The organism is Mesorhizobium sp. CNPSo 4688, from assembly GCF_057784295.1.
This window is the reverse complement of sequence record NZ_JBWLUY010000007.1, coordinates 139,689-156,860: the sequence shown is the minus strand read 5'-3', so window position 1 is coordinate 156,860 and position 17,172 is coordinate 139,689. Positions and strand designations below refer to the sequence as shown.

General features: G+C 63.8%; 18 protein-coding genes. 10 read left to right on the top strand and 8 right to left on the bottom strand.

What is annotated here, in order from left to right:
* Nucleotides 1–18: 18 nt before the first annotated feature.
* Nucleotides 19–483, bottom strand: a complete 465-nt coding sequence (locus AC04SH_RS14790; RefSeq protein ID WP_352589724.1) for a MarR family winged helix-turn-helix transcriptional regulator — start codon at nt 481–483, stop codon at nt 19–21.
* 180 nt (nt 484–663) lie between these two features.
* Between AC04SH_RS14790 and AC04SH_RS14785 the strand changes: the two genes are divergently transcribed.
* Nucleotides 664–1,458 (top strand): SDR family NAD(P)-dependent oxidoreductase, encoded by a 795-nt coding sequence (locus tag AC04SH_RS14785; RefSeq protein ID WP_488575580.1) that lies wholly within the window; start codon nt 664–666, stop codon nt 1,456–1,458.
* Nucleotides 1,459–1,606: 148 nt separating this feature from the next.
* On the opposite strand, the gene AC04SH_RS14780 is transcribed toward AC04SH_RS14785, so the two are convergent.
* Nucleotides 1,607–2,206 carry a LysE family translocator gene (locus AC04SH_RS14780; protein WP_477236895.1) on the bottom strand — a complete coding sequence of 200 codons (600 nt, stop codon included), beginning with the start codon at nt 2,204–2,206 and terminating at the stop codon, nt 1,607–1,609.
* A gap of 87 nt (nt 2,207–2,293) precedes the next feature.
* Here AC04SH_RS14780 and AC04SH_RS14775 point away from each other — a divergent pair, with 87 nt between their 5' ends.
* The gene (locus AC04SH_RS14775; RefSeq protein WP_488575579.1) at nt 2,294–3,172 is read left to right on the top strand and encodes a LysR family transcriptional regulator; all 879 of its coding nucleotides are present in this window, start codon (nt 2,294–2,296) and stop codon (nt 3,170–3,172) included.
* A 229-nt stretch (nt 3,173–3,401) separates the two neighbouring features.
* Here AC04SH_RS14775 and AC04SH_RS14770 read toward each other — a convergent pair whose 3' ends face one another.
* The 3 genes from AC04SH_RS14770 to AC04SH_RS14760 all read right to left on the bottom strand — a co-directional run bounded on the left by AC04SH_RS14770 (nt 3,402) and on the right by AC04SH_RS14760 (nt 6,562).
* Complete coding sequence (locus tag AC04SH_RS14770; protein WP_488575578.1) at nt 3,402–4,052, bottom strand: dihydrofolate reductase family protein; 651 nt, start codon at nt 4,050–4,052, stop codon at nt 3,402–3,404.
* Between the two features lie 117 nt (nt 4,053–4,169).
* Entirely contained in the window at nt 4,170–5,030 is an 861-nt protein-coding gene (locus tag AC04SH_RS14765) for a protein-L-isoaspartate O-methyltransferase family protein (RefSeq protein WP_488575577.1), read from the bottom strand.
* A gap of 173 nt (nt 5,031–5,203) precedes the next feature.
* Nucleotides 5,204–6,562 carry an Nramp family divalent metal transporter gene (locus tag AC04SH_RS14760; RefSeq protein ID WP_488575576.1) on the bottom strand — a complete coding sequence of 453 codons (1,359 nt, stop codon included), beginning with the start codon at nt 6,560–6,562 and terminating at the stop codon, nt 5,204–5,206.
* A 240-nt stretch (nt 6,563–6,802) separates the two neighbouring features.
* Here AC04SH_RS14760 and mntR point away from each other — a divergent pair, with 240 nt between their 5' ends.
* Nucleotides 6,803–7,258 carry a manganese-binding transcriptional regulator MntR gene (mntR, locus tag AC04SH_RS14755; RefSeq protein WP_488575575.1) on the top strand — a complete coding sequence of 152 codons (456 nt, stop codon included), beginning with the start codon at nt 6,803–6,805 and terminating at the stop codon, nt 7,256–7,258.
* A 99-nt stretch (nt 7,259–7,357) separates the two neighbouring features.
* Nucleotides 7,358–7,546, top strand: coding sequence for a hypothetical protein (locus AC04SH_RS14750; protein WP_477236907.1), 189 nt, complete (start codon nt 7,358–7,360; stop codon nt 7,544–7,546).
* Nucleotides 7,547–7,569: 23 nt separating this feature from the next.
* Here AC04SH_RS14750 and AC04SH_RS14745 read toward each other — a convergent pair whose 3' ends face one another.
* Entirely contained in the window at nt 7,570–9,639 is a 2,070-nt protein-coding gene (locus tag AC04SH_RS14745; RefSeq protein WP_488575574.1) for a hypothetical protein, read from the bottom strand.
* A gap of 186 nt (nt 9,640–9,825) precedes the next feature.
* Here AC04SH_RS14745 and ypfJ point away from each other — a divergent pair, with 186 nt between their 5' ends.
* The 3 genes from ypfJ (at nt 9,826) to AC04SH_RS14730 (ending at nt 12,649) form a co-directional block, all read left to right on the top strand.
* Nucleotides 9,826–10,758: a KPN_02809 family neutral zinc metallopeptidase gene (ypfJ, locus tag AC04SH_RS14740; RefSeq protein WP_477236911.1), complete on the top strand. Its 933-nt coding sequence runs from the start codon at nt 9,826–9,828 to the stop codon at nt 10,756–10,758.
* Between the two features lie 185 nt (nt 10,759–10,943).
* On the top strand, nt 10,944–12,209 hold the full coding sequence (locus AC04SH_RS14735; RefSeq protein ID WP_488575573.1) for a TCR/Tet family MFS transporter: 1,266 nt from the start codon (nt 10,944–10,946) through the stop codon (nt 12,207–12,209).
* Nucleotides 12,206–12,649: an aldo/keto reductase gene (locus AC04SH_RS14730; RefSeq protein ID WP_488575572.1), complete on the top strand. Its 444-nt coding sequence runs from the start codon at nt 12,206–12,208 to the stop codon at nt 12,647–12,649. The genes AC04SH_RS14735 and AC04SH_RS14730 overlap by 4 nt, the downstream gene beginning before the upstream one ends.
* Before the next feature lie 4 nt (nt 12,650–12,653).
* Here AC04SH_RS14730 and carA read toward each other — a convergent pair whose 3' ends face one another.
* Nucleotides 12,654–13,871, bottom strand: coding sequence for a glutamine-hydrolyzing carbamoyl-phosphate synthase small subunit (gene carA / locus AC04SH_RS14725; RefSeq protein ID WP_488575571.1), 1,218 nt, complete (start codon nt 13,869–13,871; stop codon nt 12,654–12,656).
* Nucleotides 13,872–14,180: 309 nt separating this feature from the next.
* Between carA and AC04SH_RS14720 the strand changes: the two genes are divergently transcribed.
* Nucleotides 14,181–14,630, top strand: coding sequence for a GatB/YqeY domain-containing protein (locus AC04SH_RS14720; RefSeq protein ID WP_488575570.1), 450 nt, complete (start codon nt 14,181–14,183; stop codon nt 14,628–14,630).
* A gap of 55 nt (nt 14,631–14,685) precedes the next feature.
* Complete coding sequence (locus AC04SH_RS14715) at nt 14,686–15,243, top strand: GNAT family N-acetyltransferase (protein WP_488575569.1); 558 nt, start codon at nt 14,686–14,688, stop codon at nt 15,241–15,243.
* Nucleotides 15,244–15,259: 16 nt separating this feature from the next.
* Here the strand turns inward: AC04SH_RS14715 and AC04SH_RS14710 are convergent, their stop codons facing one another.
* On the bottom strand, nt 15,260–15,646 hold the full coding sequence (locus tag AC04SH_RS14710) for a DUF983 domain-containing protein (protein ID WP_477236925.1): 387 nt from the start codon (nt 15,644–15,646) through the stop codon (nt 15,260–15,262).
* A 133-nt stretch (nt 15,647–15,779) separates the two neighbouring features.
* Between AC04SH_RS14710 and AC04SH_RS14705 the strand changes: the two genes are divergently transcribed.
* Nucleotides 15,780–17,156: an aminotransferase-like domain-containing protein gene (locus tag AC04SH_RS14705; protein ID WP_488575568.1), complete on the top strand. Its 1,377-nt coding sequence runs from the start codon at nt 15,780–15,782 to the stop codon at nt 17,154–17,156.
* Nucleotides 17,157–17,172 lie beyond the last annotated feature (16 nt).

The window sequence follows — 17,172 nt, the reverse complement described above, 5'->3', positions numbered from 1 at the left end:
TGATCGCCGGCCGCTTCTTCAGCTTGAAGGGGCGGCCGGCGGTACTTCGTAATCCAGCTCCGCGACTTCATCCAGCATGGCGCGCAGATCGGCCGCCCGTTGCCTGCCGACCATGTCCTCGAAGCGCTGCTGGGCAGTGCTCCACAGTTTCGTCGCCTCTTCGAGCTTGGCGAGGCCTTGGGTTGTCAGCCGCACCCGCTTGATGCGGCGATCGTCCTTGTCGGCGAAGGTCTCGATATAGCCGTCGCGGATCAGCGGCTTCAGCGTGTGGCCGAGCGCCGACAGATCCATGACCATCTCTTCGGCTATGGTGCCCATCGCCGGCTCGCTGCCGACATAGATCTGGTAGAGCAGGCCGTATTGCGTGCCCTTCAGGCCAGAAGGCGCGATCACATCGTCATAGAAGCGGCTGAGCTTGCGCGCGGCGCGCCGCAGCGTGGCATTGTTGCAAGGGCTGAATCCCGGCATCGCAGTCTTGGTCATCATGACTCCTTGGCCGGCAAAAGCGCCGCCGGCCTACCGCAGAAATAGTTTCTGTCGCCTCCGTTGACAAGATAGTGGCATATACCTATTTCCCTGATAGTGGTATATGCCACTAATTGGAAATCAGGCGGCGAGCGGGGGACATCCCATCTCGCCGGGCAGCTAAAAAGGAACACAACAATGAGTGGACAGGACAACAAGGGCACCGCAGTCATCACCGGCGCATCTGCGGGCATCGGAGCGGTCTATGCAGACCGGCTGGCAGGGCAGGGCTATGATCTGGTGCTGGTGGCGCGGCGCGCCGACCGGCTCGAGGAATTGGCTGAAAAGCTGCGTTATGCCTACAAGCGCAAGGTCAGCGTGATTGCCGCAGATCTCGCCGACGACAATGATGTGCGCCGCGTCGAGCAGGCGATCGCAGCCGACGACAGCGTGACGCTGCTGGTCAACAATGCCGGCATTGGCGGCCAGGCCGTGGTGGCAACCGCCGACGCCGACGAGGCCGAGCGCATGATCAAGGTCAACGTCATCGCCTTGACCCGCCTGACCCGCGCCGTGCTGCCGGGGCTTTTGGCGCGCAACCGGGGCGCCATCGTCAACATCGCCTCGGTGCTTGCCTATGAGACCTCGTTCGGCGGTATCTACAGCGGCACCAAGGCCTATGTCGTCAACTTCACCGAAGGGCTGCACCGCGAGGTCGCCGGCACCAATGTGAAGATACAGGCAGTGCTGCCGGGTGCGACCCGCACCGATTTCTGGGAGCTTGCCGGCAGCGATATCGACCAGCTGCCGAAGGAAATCATCATGAGCGCCGACGATATGGTCGATGCGGCCCTTGTGGGTCTCGCCAGGGGTGAAGCCGTCACCGTGCCGGCGCTTGCCGATGCGGCCAAGCTCGACACCTTCCTCGGCGCAAGGCAGGCTTTCTACGGCAGCCTGCACGCCGACAAGCCGGCGGCGCGCTACGCTGCTTGAGTAGGGCTGGTTCGCTTCGCGAACCCCCATCCGCTCACTTCGTTCGCGACCCTCCCCACAGGGGGAAGGGTGAGTGCGCTCCCTACCTCCCCCTTGTGGGGAGGTCGGACCGAGGGTCCGGGTGGGGGTACTGGCGCGACTTCTACGGCTAAGCCCCTCGCCACATCGGAATGATCGAGGCCGCCAGCACCAGCGCCAGCACGATGTTGAGCGCGCGCCATTGCCATTCGGTCTTGAGCAGCCGTGCCAGCACCATGCCGGCGACGCACCAGATGGACAACATCACAGCGGCCGCCAGGCCAAAGGTCGAGCCGAGCAGCAGTGCAAGTTGTCCCGGTCCGTCGGCAAGTGCTGCGAACGATGCCGCTGCGCCCAGACCCATCGCCCAGCCCTTTGGGTTCAACCATTGGATGCCGGCGCCGCTGAGGAAACTGGTGGGCTTGGCCATCGTGACATCGAGATTGGGCGGCCCGGCGCGGCCGATCTTGATCGCCAGCCAGACGAGATAGAGCGAGCCGACAAGTTTCATCGCCAGCTGTAATGATGGCACTGCGAGCAGCAGGCCGGCGAGCCCGGCGGCCGCGGCTCCCGTCACCGTGGCAAGACCGGTGGCGCTGCCCGTCATCAGCGGGACGGAACGGCGGAAGCCGAATTGTGCACCGGAGGCCGTCGACAGTGTGGTCGCAATGCCAGGCGTGCCGGTCGCGATGATCGCAAAAACGACAAGGGGAATGATGGGCTCGAGCATACGGGCTTCCTCGGTGAGGGCTCCATCGTAGCGGCGTGCCTACTTCAGTAAATGCAATGTTTGCGATGCCCGGCATTAGCAGATATAATGCAGGCCATGATCCGAAATCTCGACATGGCGCTAATCCGCACCTTCGTCACCGTCGCCGACAAGGCGAGCATGACGGCGGCGGCGAACGCGCTGCACCTGACGCAAGGCGCCGTCAGCCAGCAGGTTAAGCGGCTGGAGGAGGCGCTGGGCTGCAGCCTGTTCGAGCGCGACCGGCGCGGCTTGCGGCTGACACGGCCCGGCGAACGGTTGTTCGGCAAGGCAAAGCGGCTGCTTGGCCTCAATGACGAAATCTGGACCGAGATGGTGGGCACGGAAGTTGCCGGCAAGGTGCGGCTCGGCGTGCCCTATGACCTTGTCGGCACCTTGCTGGCGCCGGTGCTGAAGGTCTATGCCGAGGCCTATCCGCGGGTCGAGATATCGCTGCTCTGTGCTGCCTCGCCGGACCTTACTGCTGCCCTTGCGGCCGGCACCATCGATCTTGCCGTCATCGAGGAACGGGTCGGTTCGTCGGCCGGCGAATGTCTGGTCATCGACCGGCTGGTCTGGGTCGGGGCGAAGGGCGGCGTTGCCCGCGCCAAGCGACCGCTGCCGGTGTCGATCGTCGCCGACACCTGCGGCTTCCGCCCGGCGGTGCTGGCCGCGCTGAACGAGCACGGGCTGGAATGGCGCACCGTGTTCGAAAACGGTAACATCGACGCCACGACCGCGACGGTGCGCTCCGACCTCGCAGTCACCGCCTGGCTCGCCTCCACCGTGCCTGCCGACCTCGACATTCTGCCTTTCGATTCAGGGCTGCCGCCGCTGCCGAATTTCGCGATCAATTTGCACCTGCCCAAGTACGGCGCAGCGCCGGCCGCGCAGGAATTCGCGCGGTATATCAGGGATGGGCTGGTACGGCGGGCGGTGGCGGCTTAGGCGCCTGGTTTCCTCTCCCCCGTCGATCGGGGGACGGAGTGGGGGTCGATCTTTTATCGAGCAATGCTTCCGGCTGATTGCCGCTGGCCTGAGTCTTCTTGCCGCGCTTGGTTGTGCCTGTCTTGCGGTGACTGCACGATTGACGAGCGGCTTCCCCCACTCCGTCGCTGCTTCGCAGCGCCACCTCTCCCCCCTCCGGAGGGAGAGGAAAGGTGCCAAGCCCGTCCCGCTACTTCCAGTTCTTGCGCCGCTCCAATTCGGCGTCGGACGGTTCCTGCGTGGCAAACGACCCGACCTTGATCTCGCCTGATCGTTCGTAGGTTGCCATGATGACGCCGGTGGTCGTCGCTTGCGACTTGACCAGCTTGAAGGCGGCCGGCATCGCGCTACCGTCGAACAGCCGCTTGCCCTTGCCCAGCAATAACGGGAAGATCATCAGCCGGATTTCATCGATCAGCCCGTTGGCCAGCAAAGTCTGGATCAACTCGCCCGAACCCTGGATGAGCAGGTCAGGCCCATCCTCTTGGCTAAGGCGGCGCAACGCCGCGACGATGTCTTCCCCAAGCCATTGTGTGTTCTCCCAGGTCAGGCTGTCCGGTCGATGTGTCGCCACATATTTGGTCGCAGGGTTGAAGGCATCTCCGATCGGATCTTTCTGGTAAGGCCAGTACGCGGCGAAGATGTCGTAGGTTCTGCGGCCGAGCAGCAGCGCGAAGGGTTTGGAGAAGAGTTCTTCCATGGCCACGCCGGCCACCTCGTCAAAATAATGGAAGGTCCAGCCGCCGAACTTGAAGCCGCCAACCGGATCCTCTTCCGGACCGCCTGGCGCTTGCATGACGCCGTCTAGGCTGACGAAGGTGGCGGCGATGATCTTCCTCATTGGATTTTTCCTTCTCTTTGGTCCGCGCCGTCGGGCCGGACTTCGATCCAAGGACGGACGGGCAGGCGGCAGTCCGACAGGCCCGGGTAAAAATCGCTGCTCGCCGATGCAAAATACCTATTGCCGCTGTCGCCTGCCGCCAAGCGCCTGCGATGAAAACCAGACGTCGCCGATGACAGCGGTGGCGGTGCGGTCCGGCGCCCTGTCTGATGTCAGCCAGATGGAGCGGCTTCGCGCCGCTTGCTGGAGGTCGGGGATTTTCGCCGCCGAGTTGGCGACCGAGGCGCCGACGCAAGGGATGAACCATGAGCGCATGAACGGGTCGCAGGCAAAGCCCTTGTCGGTGCGGGTCACCGTCACGGCAAGGCCGACGCTCTGGGCCGGGCGCCAGGGAAAGATCATGCGGCCGCCGGGCTTTAGCGCTCGCAGCCAGGCAACCGGCGGGGCGATGACGCCAGCGTTGACATAGATGATGTCGGAAGGCGGCAGACTGCTCGTGACGGCATCACCGTGAATGACGCTGACATTGTCATAGGTTTCGAGGTTCTTTGTCGCTTTGGCGGCAAGGTCGGCCTCCAGTTCGAAGGCGGTGACCGCGCCAGGCGAAACCAGCCGTGCCAGCAAGGCGGTGTAGTAGCCGGTGCCGGCGCCGACATGGGTGACGGCCTCACCCGGTCTGGGGGCGATCCGGCCGATCCACATGGCGTGCAGGGAGGGCTCGCCATTGTTGATACCCTTTTCGGCATCGAGCGCCACCAGCACGTCCTGATAGATGTGAACGGGATCGGCGCTCGGCGTCATGATCTTGCCGTTGCCGGTGATCAGCGCCCTGCCGGCGACGACCGTCCACGGTCCGGGACCGAGAAAGGCCTCGCGCGGCACCGTAGCGAAAGCCTGTTCGAGACGCGGATCGGCCGAGCCGGCACTGGCTGCCATCAACTGCGCATAGAATTTCCTGGCGTCTTCGACACTTGTCATGGTGACAAACAAGATAGCGCAAGCCGCCAGTTTGTCGCGATCTAGAGCAATTCCAGGAAAAGTGTGAAGCGGTTTTCCCGGGAAAAGCGCGTAGCGCTTTCCCTTGGGAATTGCGTTAAAACAAAGAGATAGAGCAGGTCGCGATTTCCGCGAAACGGCGAACTACTCGAAACTCAGCCGACGCCGAAGACGGTGTCGTAGAGCAGCTTGAAGTTGAGCACCAGGATAATCGCCGCGACCACCCAGGCAAGCGCCGCCACGCCGCGCGGAATGGCAAGGTTGCCCATCTTCTTCTTGTCGGAGACGAACTGCACCAGAGGGATGACCGCGAAGGGAAGCTGCATCGACAGGATCACCTGGCTGAAGACCAGCAACTGGCCGGTACCCTTTTCGCCATAGAGGGCGGTGACCACCACCACCGGGACAATCGCGATGCCGCGCGTCAGCACCCGGCGAGCCCATTGCGGAATGCGCAGGCGCAGAAAACCTTCCATGACAATCTGGCCGGCCAGTGTGGCCGTCACCGTCGAGTTGAGGCCTGAAGCCAGCAGCGCCACCGCAAACAGGATCGAGGCGATGCCGAGGCCAAGCAGCGGCGACAGCAGTTCGAAGGCCTGTCCGATTTCGGCGACATCCTGGTGGCCGGTGCCGTGGAAGGCGACAGCCGAGACGATCAGGATCGAAGCGTTGACGAACAGCGCCAGGATCAGCGCGATGGTCGAGTCGGTCGTTGCCCATTTGATGGCGTCGCGCTTGCCCTTTTCGGTCCGCTCATAAGCGCGTGTCTGCACGATCGAGGAGTGCAAATAGAGATTGTGCGGCATCACCGTGGCACCGATGATGCCGATGGCGATGTAGAGCATGGCCGGGTTGGTGACGATCTCCGTCGACGGCACGAACATCGAATGCAGGATCGAGCCGACCGGCGGGGCGGCGGCAAAGATCTGGATGGCAAAGCAGCCGAAGATGATGATCAAAAGCGCGATGACGAAGGCTTCGAGATAGCGGAAACCCTTGTTCATCAACAACAGCACGATGAAGGCGTCGAGCGCCGTCAGCATGGCGCCGCCGATGAGCGGAATGCCGAACAGAAGCTGCAGCGCAATCGCCGTGCCGATGACTTCGGCGAGGTCGCAGGCGATGATGGCGAGTTCGCAGGCGATCCACAGCACGAAACTGACCGGCCGCGGGTAGTAGGCGCGGCAAGCCTGGGCGAGGTCGCGGCCGGTTGCGATGCCAAGCCGGGCGGCGAGCGCCTGCAGCAGGATCGCCATCAGGTTGGACAGCATGATGATAAATAAAAGCGTGTAGCCGAACTGGGCGCCGCCGGCGAGGTCGGTCGCCCAGTTGCCCGGGTCCATATAGCCGACCGAAACCATGTAGCCCGGCCCCATGAAGGCGAACAGACGGCGGAACCAGACGCCGGATTGCGGCACCGCGATCGTGGAATTGACCTCACGCAGGCTGGGCGGATTGTCCTCAGGCCTGTCAAATCGCCAGGCTGATCCCACGGTTGCGTCGGCTTCGGACATAGGGGGCTTTCCACTGGATGGATGGTTGATATCACCCTATCTATGCCAGGGCTCAACATTATGCAATATGCTATATTTCATTGTATGTGCTTCTTATGGGGCAACCGATGGACGTGCAGGGGGTGATCGCAAACGCCGGTTGCGCCTGCCATGGAATGCAAATAAACGGCTGGAACAGTTAAGCCTGTGCTATGAATGGCAAAGGCGGATTGATTTGTCGAAGCCAAGAGGAAACACGTATTGGCGCTGAAGCACAAACCGGTTCGACGCGAAGAGCCGCTTCCGGATGCCGATGTCCATTCCGCAGGCTTCCGGCAGACGCGCGAAGCGCGTCGCAGCGCGCTGGTCGAGGACTATGTCGAGCTGATCGCCGACCTGATCGAGGACGGCAACGAAGCGCGCCAGGTCGATATTGCCGCGCGCCTTGGCGTCGCCCAGCCGACGGTGGCCAAGATGCTGACCAGGCTGTGCGCCGACGGGCTCGTCTCCAGAAAACCGTATCGCGGCGTGTTCCTGACCGATGCTGGCCGCAAGGTGGCGGAGGAAAGCCGCATCCGTCACCAAACGGTGGAAGCTTTTTTGCGCTCGCTGGGCGTCAGCGCCGAGACGGCGCGCATCGATGCCGAGGGCATCGAGCATCATGTCAGCGCCGAGACGCTGGAAGCGTTTCGCAAGGCGATGATCGCGCTACGCTAAGGCTTGCGTGCCTCGGACCAAAGTCCACCGGAACCTCAGCATCCGACGCACGTTGCTCCTGACGTCGCGCGCGAATGGTGCGCGTCAAGGGAGGAAACCATGGGCGTTGAACAAGCACCGACCGCGAAGGGCAAGCAGGCTGCAAAGGGATTGAAACAGGCAGCCGCGAAAGACGAGCGCAAGACCGAGGCCGAAACCGGCCGGCCGCTGAAGAAGGGCGCAGCGCGTTTCGAGGAACGCTCCAAAAGTTCCGATGGCAAAAGTGCGGGCGCCAAGCAGAAGAGCTGAGATCGCAAGCGGCAACGCGCGGCCTATTCTTCGCTCACATCCTGTACCCAGCTGCGCGGATGGCCGTCGACGCGGAACTGGAAGATAAAATAGGGCGGAATGCAGGTGCCCTTGCCGGGCTTGGCCTCGGCCAGATCGTCATAGCCGGCGGTGCAGATATAGTCCTCGCGGCAGGGATGCGCCTTGTCGCAGGCGCGCAGGCCGGCGGTCTTGGTGAATTCCTTGGTACAGAATTTGTGGTCCTTGCCCGAGGCGATGCAGTCGTTGAAGCCGGTCTTGGCCAGCCGCCCGCAGCTTGCCTCGTCGGGCAGCTTTTCGCAGCTGGCCTTGCGCAGCATGCCGCCGGGAAAGCCGCCGGTCTTCTGCTCGGGATTGTCGTAGCGCTGGCGCGCCGCGCCATAGCCGGCGAGTTTTATCGGCGGTTTCTTATCGCGCGCCGGATCGATGGCGCAGGCCTTTGCGGTGGCGGGCGACAGGCGGCAATACTGGTCGCTGCCCCATTTTGACATCTTGATCTCACCGAACTCGACGGGATCGCCGACTTGCGTGCCCGCCTGGCTGACGCAGGTGCCGAAGCCAGGATGGATAGTGCTTTCATGCACGCCGGCGCAGCGCAGGCCTTCGCCGCAGCTCCAGTCCTTGAAGCTTGCATCCTCGCCGCTGTAGCAGATCGAGCCCCAGCCATTGTAGAGGTCGGTGCCTTTCAGCGCCTCCGCGAATTTCGCATCCGGACGAGCGGCGAAGCCGCGGGAGAAATCCGGATGGCCGCCGGCGGCGAAGTCCTCGACGATGGCGCGCCGGCGCGGCAGATCGGCGAAGAACACCGCCGAGCCCGGCACGAAGACAGCGTTGCGGCGCGGCTCGCTGGAAGGATCGGCGCCGGTATAGTGGAAGCCGGCAATGCCATGCGTCTGGTGGCAGCCGGTGCAGGTCATCTCATTGAGGCGAAGATTGAAGCCGGCCACCGATTTCACGCTGCGCAGTGCGTTGCCCCTGGCGACATAGTCCTGCAGCGCCTTGTCGATATCGGCATCGTCGAGCAGCCCATAGGCGATGTTGTTTTGTGATCGGCTCATGCCGCCGGGTGCGACCGAGACGGCGCTGGTCGCCAGGAATTTATCGTCGATCACCAGCCGGCCGCGATCGAGGTCGTAAATGTTGCGGTCGGTCAGCAGCCATTTGGCGAAGGCCGGCCGGTCGGCCAGCACGACCTTCCTGTCGATCTGGTTCTCCATCTTCGATTCCAGGAAGGTGGACGTCGCCGGGTTCCATTTGAAAATCTTGAGGAGATATTCGGCGTGGCCGCCGAAATCGCGCCGGCTCGAGGCCGACAGCCGGAGGACCTGCATGTTGAGTTCGAGCCGCATGATCTGCGATGAGTTCAGCATGGCGTTCGACAGCGGACCTTCATCGGAGCGCAGCCAGGCCGCCAGCTGATCGGGTGGAAGGTCTTTTTGCCCGGCGGCCAGCCAGCGCTTAGCGACATCGGCACACGACACGGCGGTGGCGCTTGGACGATCCCTTGAGGCACGCGTCCGCGCCTCGCCGGGCTTGGCGTTGAAGACCAGGCTCATAGTCAGCGGCAGGCGCGACGAAATGCGTTGTGCCGTCTTTCCCTTGGCCGCCTTCTCCGCCACCGAATAATGGAAACGGTAGATCAGCCTGATCTCGCCGCATTCGGTGTGGCCGAGATAGCCCCGGTCCATGCGGTTGACGACGCCGGTCAGGTCCAGCGTCGAACCGTCGTCGTCGATGTATTTCGGGTTGAATTTCTGGCTGGGGTCCTTCGACTTTGCCAGCGCGGCGACATAGGGGTCGGGACTGCCGGCGGGCTCGTCGGCGATCTCCTGCTTGACGGCGTTGCGCACCGGGGTCAGCGCGCGCACCGAAAACAGGCCGCGATTGTCGACCTCGCGGGTGAGACCCAGCGCCGGGCCGAGCAGGCGGCTGATGGAAAGACCACCACGCTCGAGCGCCTGCAATGTGTCGGGGTCGGTGACGGCGACGCTGGAATCGAGCGTCACGGCGCGCGCCGGCCACGGGCCGAGGCACAGCAGCGCCGCCAGCAACAGAAATCGGCCGATCGTCCGCAAGCCCCTGATACCCCCGTTCGAACCGGATGCTACAGCGCGCAAGCCGCCTCGACCAGAGCGCGAAGCCGCGATGCCGGCGGCGCGAAAAATACTGTGACTTGGTGCAACCATTGGGATATTCGTTTGTTGGGTCGGACCGGGCCATATCATCGGCCTGCCGGGAATTTTGCATCACGGGGAGTTGCCATGCTCTGGAAGGGCCGCCGTCAGAGTGACAATGTCGAGGACGAGCGCAGCGACAGCGGCGGCGGTGGTTTCGGCGGCGGCAGCCCTGGCCAGTTTCGCGTCCCGATCGGCGGCCGCACCGGTGGAGGCGGCAGCATCCTGCTCGTCATCCTCGTGGTGCTGGCCGGATGGTATTTCGGCTTCGATCCATCGCAGATCCTGGGTACAGGCGACAGCGGCGGTGTGTTGCCGGGTGGCGGCGGCCAGATCACCGACAACAGCGGCGGCCAGGACGAGGGTGCCGGCACGCCTGCTTCCGACGAGATGAAGCAGTTCGTGGCGACGGTGCTGGCCGAGACCGAAGAGACCTGGACCGGCATCTTCCAGTCGCAGGGACTGAAATACGAGGATCCGAAGCTGGTGCTGTTCAGCGGGCAGATCCGCTCGGCCTGCGGCTCCGCCTCGACGGCAGCCGGCCCGTTCTATTGTCCCGGCGACCACAAGGTCTATCTCGACACCACCTTCTTCCAGCAGCTCGACCAGCAGTTCGGCGCTTCGGGCGATTTCGCCCAAGCCTATGTGATCGCGCATGAGGTCGGTCACCATGTGCAGAACCTCACCGGCATCCTGCCCAAGTTCAACCAGATGCGTCAGTCCATGGGCGAGGCGGAAGCCAACCAGATGTCGGTGCGCATCGAGCTGCAGGCAGACTGCTTCGCCGGCGTTTGGGCGCACTTCACCGGGCAGAAGGGCATTCTGGAGCAGGGCGACATCGAAGAGGCGCTGAACGCCGCCAAGCAGATCGGCGACGACACGCTGCAGAAGAAGATGCAGGGCTATGTCGTTCCGGAAAGCTTCAACCACGGCACTTCGCAACAGCGGCAGACCTGGCTGGCGCGCGGTTACAAGAGCGGCAAGCTGTCGGATTGCAACACGCTGACGGGCCCAATCTGAGGCGCTCGCAAGTTTCAGCCGACAGCGGTTGAAAGCGTATCCGTTGTCGACTGGCCGATTTATCACCGGCAACAGATGTCAGCATGAGAACGCCTGAGGCGTTCTCCTATTGTTCCAGAGTGACGCCTCGCTTATAACGGGCGCCCGCCTTCGCCCCAAAGGCGGCCCAGGGAGCAGGCACCATCATGATCGACCCCAAAACCGCCAGGCGGGGCCTTGCGCTCGTCTTCACCACGCTGCTGCTCGATATTATCGGCTTCGGCATGATCATGCCGGTGTTGCCGGCTTTCCTAAGGGAGTTGAGCGGCGTTGGCATCAGCGAAGCGGCGATCGAGGGCGGCTGGCTGTTCTTCGTCTATGCGGCGATGCAGTTCTTCTTCGCGCCGATCATGGGCGGCTTGAGCGATCGCTTCGGACGGCGGCCGATCCTGCTTGCCTCCGTGCTTACCTTCTCCATCGACAATCTGATCTGCGCCATCGCCTGGTCCTATCCGATGCTGTTCATCGGCCGCGTGCTGGCCGGTATTTCGGGCGCCAGCTATTCCACGACATCGGCCTTCATTGCCGACATTTCGAACGACGAGAACCGGGCGAAGAATTTCGGCCTGCTCGGCATCGCCTTCGGCGTCGGCTTCGTCATCGGGCCGGTGCTGGGCGGGCTGCTCGGCACGTTCGGGCCGCGCGTGCCGTTCTATTTCGCCGCCGGGCTTGCCTCCGTGAATTTTTTGATCGCGCTGTTCTTCCTGCCGGAAACGCTGGAGCAAAAGCACCGCCGGCGCTTCGAGTGGAAACGCGCCAACCCGGTCGGCACGCTCATGCAGATGCGTCAATACCAGGGCATCGGCTGGATCGGGCTCGCCTTCTTCCTGATGACGCTCGGCCACATGATGTATCCGGCGGTGTGGTCGTTCGTCTCCAATTACCGCTATGGCTGGAGCGAGCAGCAGATCGGCTTCTCGCTCGGCGCCTTCGGTCTGTGCGGGGCCATCGTAATGGCGACGGTGCTGCCGCGCGTGATCCCAAAACTTGGCGAATGGAGGACGGCGGTCATTGGTCTCACATTCACGGCCGCCAGCGCCTTCGGCTACGCCTTCGCTTCGCAAGGCTGGATGATCTATGCGGTGATCGTTGTCGGCTGCCTCGAAGCGCTGGCCGATCCGCCGCTGAGGAGCCTCGCCGCCGCCAAGGTGCCACCTTCGGCGCAGGGCGAATTGCAGGGCGCGATGACCTCTATCTTCTCGATCACCTCGATCATCACGCCGCTGCTCTACACCGCGATCTTTTCCTGGTTCACGGGGCCGAATGCGCCCGTGACCTTCGGCGGCGCGCCCTATCTGCTCGGCGCATGCTTCCTCACGCTCGCAGTTATCGTCTTTGTGACGAAAGTGGCGCGGCCGACGACAGCGAGAAGCGCCGCTACCGGCGTCGCTGAGGATGGAGCGCAGGTATGAGGCATGACAGCCGCATAAAGCTGACCAAGGGCGGAGTGTCGCTGTCGCGGCTGCCGTCTCCCTTGGCCACCAACCAGATCGAAATGTCGGTGCTGAAAACCAATGCGCTGGCCGATGGCAGCCTCGATCATGCGCAGCGCCTCGGCTATGCGCCGATGATCTGGTCGCCGCTCGGCGGCGGCTCGCTGTTCACCGGCAAGGAAGGGCGCGAGGCGCGGGTCAGGGCAGCGCTTGCCAGCGTTGCGGCTGAAACCGGCGTGGGCGATCTCGCGGCAATGGCCATCGCCTGGCTGTTGCGCCACCCGGCCCGGCTGGTGCCGGTGCTGGGCACGATGAAGCCGGAGCGGCTGTCAGCCATTGTCAAGGGGCTGGAGATCAACCTCGACCGCCAGCAATGGTTCGCCATTCTGGAGGCAAGCGAAGGCCGGCCGGTGGCGTAGAGGCTCAGGCCCGCTCGGCCAGCAATTCCTCGCCACGCTTTTCGCGGATCAAATTGACGAAGCGGCGGAACAGGTAGTGTGAGTCCTGTGGGCCTGGCGAAGCCTCGGGATGATGCTGGACCGAGAACACCGGGCGTCCCGTCAACGTGATGCCGCAATTCGAGCCGTCGAACAGCGAGACATGGGTTTCCTCGACGCCCTCCGGCAGCGAGTCGGCATCGACGGCAAAGCCGTGGTTCATCGAGACGATCTCGACCTTGCCTGTCGTGTGATCCTTGACCGGGTGGTTGGCGCCGTGGTGGCCCTGGTGCATCTTGGCGGTCCTGCCGCCCAGCGCCAGCGCCAGCATCTGGTGGCCGAGGCAGATGCCGAACACCGGTATGTCAGTCTTGAGCAGGTCCTGGATGACCGGCACGGCGTAGTCGCCGGTGGCTTCCGGATCGCCGGGGCCGTTGGAGAGGAAGATGCCGTCCGGCTGCATGGCGAGGATCTCTTCCGAACCGGTGCTGGCAGGCACCACGGTGACCTTGGCGCCGAGGCCCGAAAGCAGGCGCAATATGTTGCGCTTGACGCCGTAGTCGATGGCGACGACGTGCATGGACGGTTCGGCCTGTTCGCCAAAGCCTTCGTTCCAGACCCAAGGCGTTTCGCGCCAGACCGAGGACTGGCCGGAGGTGACCTCCTTGGCGAGGTCGAGCCCGATCAGGCCCGACCAGGCGGCGGCGCGGCGCTTGAGGTCGTCGAGGTCGAAGACGCCGTCGGGCGCATGCGCGATGACGGCGTTGGGCATGCCCTTTTCACGGATCAGCGCGGTCAGCGCGCGGGTGTCGATGCCGGAGAGCGCGACGATGCCGCGCTTCTTCAGCCACTGGTCGAGCCCGGTGCCGGCGCGGTAGTTGGACGGGTTGGTGACGTCGGCCTTGAACACCGCGCCGACGGCGCCGGCGCGGGCGACCGGGTTCAAGTCCTCGATGTCCTCGTCATTGGTGCCGATATTGCCGATATGCGGGAAGGTGAAGGTGACGATCTGGCCGGCATAGGACGGGTCGGTGAGGATTTCCTGGTAGCCGGTCAGTGCGGTGTTGAAGCAGACTTCCGCAACGGCGGAACCGGTGGCGCCAAGACCGCGACCTTCGATGACGGTGCCGTCCGCCAGCACCAGCAGGGCGGTCGGATTTTCGGTTGCCCAAGCGGGGGTCAACGCGGGCGTCATCTCGGCCATGGCGGCGCTCCTGTCAGGTTGCGCGCTTCGATGGTTCTGCGCAGCAAACGGCGCGGCCGATCTCTCGAGCCTGCGCGCATCATTCTTTGCCTGTTCATGTCGTTGTCCCAAAACTGCTAGGCACTTTTGGGCGACATGAACTCATTGTCTTATGCAAGGCCGAGTACATAGGGGAAGGCGCCAGAGTGGTCAATGATGCCGGGCCAAATCGGCAGGCATTTGTTTCGTTGAACGATATCAGGGGCTTGGCGCGTTTGCTTTACGAGTTCGCCGCGGTTATTGTCCGCGCCGTTCGAAGGAGAAAGCATCATGCGCGCAAAAATCGCCGAATCCCTGAAGATCGCGATGAAGGCGCAGGACAAGCACCGGCTGCCGACATTGCGGCTGATCCAGGCCGCCATCCACGACCGTGACATTGCCAATCGCGGTTCGGGCAAGGAGCCGGCCAGCGACGAGGAGATCCTGCAGATACTGGCCAAGATGGTGAAGCAGCGCGAGGAGTCGGCCAAGGCGTTCGAAGACGGCAAGCGGCCGGAACTGGCGGCGCAGGAGCGCGGCGAGATGGAGATCATCCGCGGTTTCCTGCCGACGCAGCTGGACGATGCCGCGGTGAATGCGGCAGCGCGCGAGGCAATCACTGCCACCGGTGCGGCCAGCCAGAAGGACATGGGCAAGGTGATTGCCGCGCTGAAGCAGAAATATGCCGGCCAGATGGATTTCGGCAAGGCCAGCGGCATCGTCAAAGGCCTGCTGCAGTAGAGGTTCTCTGCTGCCACGCCGAGCTTGCGGGTTGGGCGCCAAGTGGTCTGTCGTCATGATCGAAATCGTCAAACCCGCGCTTGAACATCTGCCGTCCTACAAGGCCGCACTCGAGCGCGGCTGGTCGCCGGACAATGTCCGCCTGATGGAAGCGACGCGCGAGCAGCTCGCCGCCATCGAGGCGGATCCGGTGGCGTTCCTTGCCAGCCTCGACGATCCCGAGGCGAAAGGGCCGCCGATCGCCTTGCCCGATGGCACGACCGTGCCGCGGCTGCCCGGCTTCCGACGCTGGATCTGGGACGGCGAGGCCGCCGGCTCCATCGGCTTTCGCTGGCAGCCCGGTACGTCGGCGCTGCCGTCCCATGTGCTCGGCCATATCGGCTATGCCGTGGTGCCCTGGAAGCGCGGCCGCGGCTATGCCACCGAAGCGCTGCGGCTGATGCTCCCCGAGGCGAGGGCAGTCGGCTTGTCATATGTCGAGCTCACCACCGACCTCGACAATCCTGCCTCGCAGAAGGTGGTGCTGGCCAATGGCGGCCGGTTGGTTGGCCCGTTCATCAAGGACGCCGTATATGGCGGCGCCGAGAGCTTGTTGTTCCGGATCGATTTGTAGGGGCGCGGGTCAGACGTTATTCGCCGGGTCTGGCCAGCCTGCCCTCTTCCGCCTTGTGGTAAAACTGACTTGCCACGAGCCAGCCTTTGAGCGGCCTCAGGGGCGGGATGCATGTGGCAAAAACGATCGGCAACGAAACGAAGACATGGAACCACATGGACGGCTCAAAGGTCACTTGTGCCCAGACGGCGAAAAGCACAGAGGGGACGCAGGCAAAGCAGATCACGAAGAAGGCAGGGCCGTCGGCCGGATCTGCGAAAGAGTAGTCTAGCCCGCAAACCTCGCATTTTGGCGCGAGCGTCAGAAATCCGTTGAACAGCCGGCCTTCTCCGCACCGCGGGCAGCGGCCGCGAATTCCGACTTGCCATGGCACAAGCGGGGGATAGTGCGCGTGATCGTGCATGATGGTCACTCCAACCGACCTCATCAAAGGGCCCTCTCATCCGGCCTTGAGGTTCGCGATACATACTAGTATCCTAGTTGTATGCATACAATGCGACAAAATGTATGGATACGAGAATGAAGGCGGTAGCAGGATGATTGGCGACGGCGAGCTCGGATGGCTTTCCGTATTGGGAGAGGGGCCAGGGCCGATCTATCTCAGGATCGTCGACGCGCTTGCCGTCGCCCGCTCCAGCGGGCGCCTGCAGCCGGGCGACAGATTGCCGCCGCAGCGTGAATTGGCCCGGCTGCTGGGGGTCGATCTGACCACAGTCACCAGAGCGTTCACCGAGGCCCGCCGCCGCAATCTCATCGACGCCGCCGCGGGGCGGGGCACCTTCGTCACGCCGGGAGAGGCCGAGGAACCGATCCTGGATCTGAGCATGAACATCCCGCCGGCACCCGCAGGCCTCAGCCTGCCGGCGTTGATCCGCAGCGGCATAGACGGATTGCTGCGCCGTTCGAGCGCGGAGGCGCTTTTGTCCTACCATCCCGGGCCTGGCTCGCCCGCCGAGCGCGCCGCGGGTTCCGCGTGGCTCGCCGCAACGGCTGACAGGCTGCCGGTCGATCGTGTGGTCGTCGGTTCAGGCGCGCAGGCTTTGCTCGCAGCCGTTGTTCTGTCGCAAACCCGCGAGGGTGACACCATAGTCACCGATGCGCTGACCTACCCGGGCCTGAAAGCGCTTGCCAGGACAACGAAGCGTGAGCTGGCCGGTGTGGGATGTGACGATCAAGGAATGCGCCCGGACTATCTCGAGGAGGCGGTGCGCCGGCACGGCGCCCGAATCCTCTATCTCAATCCAACGATGCACAATCCGTCGGCGCTGATCATGCCGGAGGGTCGACGCCGCGATCTGGCGCGGGTGGCGGGGAGGCTGGGTCTGACCATCATCGAGGACGACCCGTACAGCCCGCTGGTTGCAGCACCTCCGCCTTCCTTTCTCAGCCTGGCGCCCGAGTGGACCATCCATGTCGCGACGATGGCGAAATGTGTCTCGCCGTTCCTGCGCACCGCGTTCCTCGTCGGATCGGGCACTGACGCCATCGAGCCGATTGCCGAAGCCATCCGCGGGACCACGATGATGGCCCCGCCGTTGATGACGGGCCTCGCCTGCGAATGGATACGCAACGGCCTCGCCGGCGAGATCACCACCGCAGTGCGCGCCGAAGCGCAAGCGAGACTGGAGGCGGCGCGGATGATTCTGCCCCGAGGCTTCGCCGCGGCGCCATCCAGCCTGCATCTGTGGTATCCTCTCGACGGGGAGCTGAGCTCCTTGGAACTCGCCGATCTCGCACGACGCCGAGGATTGGCCCTCAGTCCGGCGGAGGAGTTTACCGTTGTGCCGGATGCAGCCAAAGGCGTGCGCCTGGCGCTCGGTGCAGCATCCAGCCGGGAAAGGCTTGAACAGGGCCTGCGCAGCCTCGTCTCGATCCTTGCGGGCAGCTCCGGATACGCGCCCGCTCCGGTCTGATGCCGCCAATGGCGGC

Bases quoted from the DNA above. Each gene is read 5' to 3' on its own strand.
- AC04SH_RS14790 (WP_352589724.1), bottom strand. From the start codon at position 483: ATGACCAAGACTGCGATGCCGGGATTCAGCCCTTGCAACAATGCCACG.
- AC04SH_RS14785 (WP_488575580.1), top strand. From the start codon at position 664: ATGAGTGGACAGGACAACAAGGGCACCGCAGTCATCACCGGCGCATCT.
- AC04SH_RS14780 (WP_477236895.1), bottom strand. From the start codon at position 2,206: ATGCTCGAGCCCATCATTCCCCTTGTCGTTTTTGCGATCATCGCGACC.
- AC04SH_RS14775 (WP_488575579.1), top strand. From the start codon at position 2,294: ATGCAGGCCATGATCCGAAATCTCGACATGGCGCTAATCCGCACCTTC.
- AC04SH_RS14770 (WP_488575578.1), bottom strand. From the start codon at position 4,052: ATGAGGAAGATCATCGCCGCCACCTTCGTCAGCCTAGACGGCGTCATG.
- AC04SH_RS14765 (WP_488575577.1), bottom strand. From the start codon at position 5,030: ATGACAAGTGTCGAAGACGCCAGGAAATTCTATGCGCAGTTGATGGCA.
- AC04SH_RS14760 (WP_488575576.1), bottom strand. From the start codon at position 6,562: ATGTCCGAAGCCGACGCAACCGTGGGATCAGCCTGGCGATTTGACAGG.
- AC04SH_RS14750 (WP_477236907.1), top strand. From the start codon at position 7,358: ATGGGCGTTGAACAAGCACCGACCGCGAAGGGCAAGCAGGCTGCAAAG.
- ypfJ (WP_477236911.1), top strand. From the start codon at position 9,826: ATGCTCTGGAAGGGCCGCCGTCAGAGTGACAATGTCGAGGACGAGCGC.
- AC04SH_RS14735 (WP_488575573.1), top strand. From the start codon at position 10,944: ATGATCGACCCCAAAACCGCCAGGCGGGGCCTTGCGCTCGTCTTCACC.
- AC04SH_RS14730 (WP_488575572.1), top strand. From the start codon at position 12,206: ATGAGGCATGACAGCCGCATAAAGCTGACCAAGGGCGGAGTGTCGCTG.
- carA (WP_488575571.1), bottom strand. From the start codon at position 13,871: ATGGCCGAGATGACGCCCGCGTTGACCCCCGCTTGGGCAACCGAAAAT.
- AC04SH_RS14720 (WP_488575570.1), top strand. From the start codon at position 14,181: ATGCGCGCAAAAATCGCCGAATCCCTGAAGATCGCGATGAAGGCGCAG.
- AC04SH_RS14715 (WP_488575569.1), top strand. From the start codon at position 14,686: ATGATCGAAATCGTCAAACCCGCGCTTGAACATCTGCCGTCCTACAAG.
- AC04SH_RS14710 (WP_477236925.1), bottom strand. From the start codon at position 15,646: ATGCACGATCACGCGCACTATCCCCCGCTTGTGCCATGGCAAGTCGGA.
- AC04SH_RS14705 (WP_488575568.1), top strand. From the start codon at position 15,780: ATGATTGGCGACGGCGAGCTCGGATGGCTTTCCGTATTGGGAGAGGGG.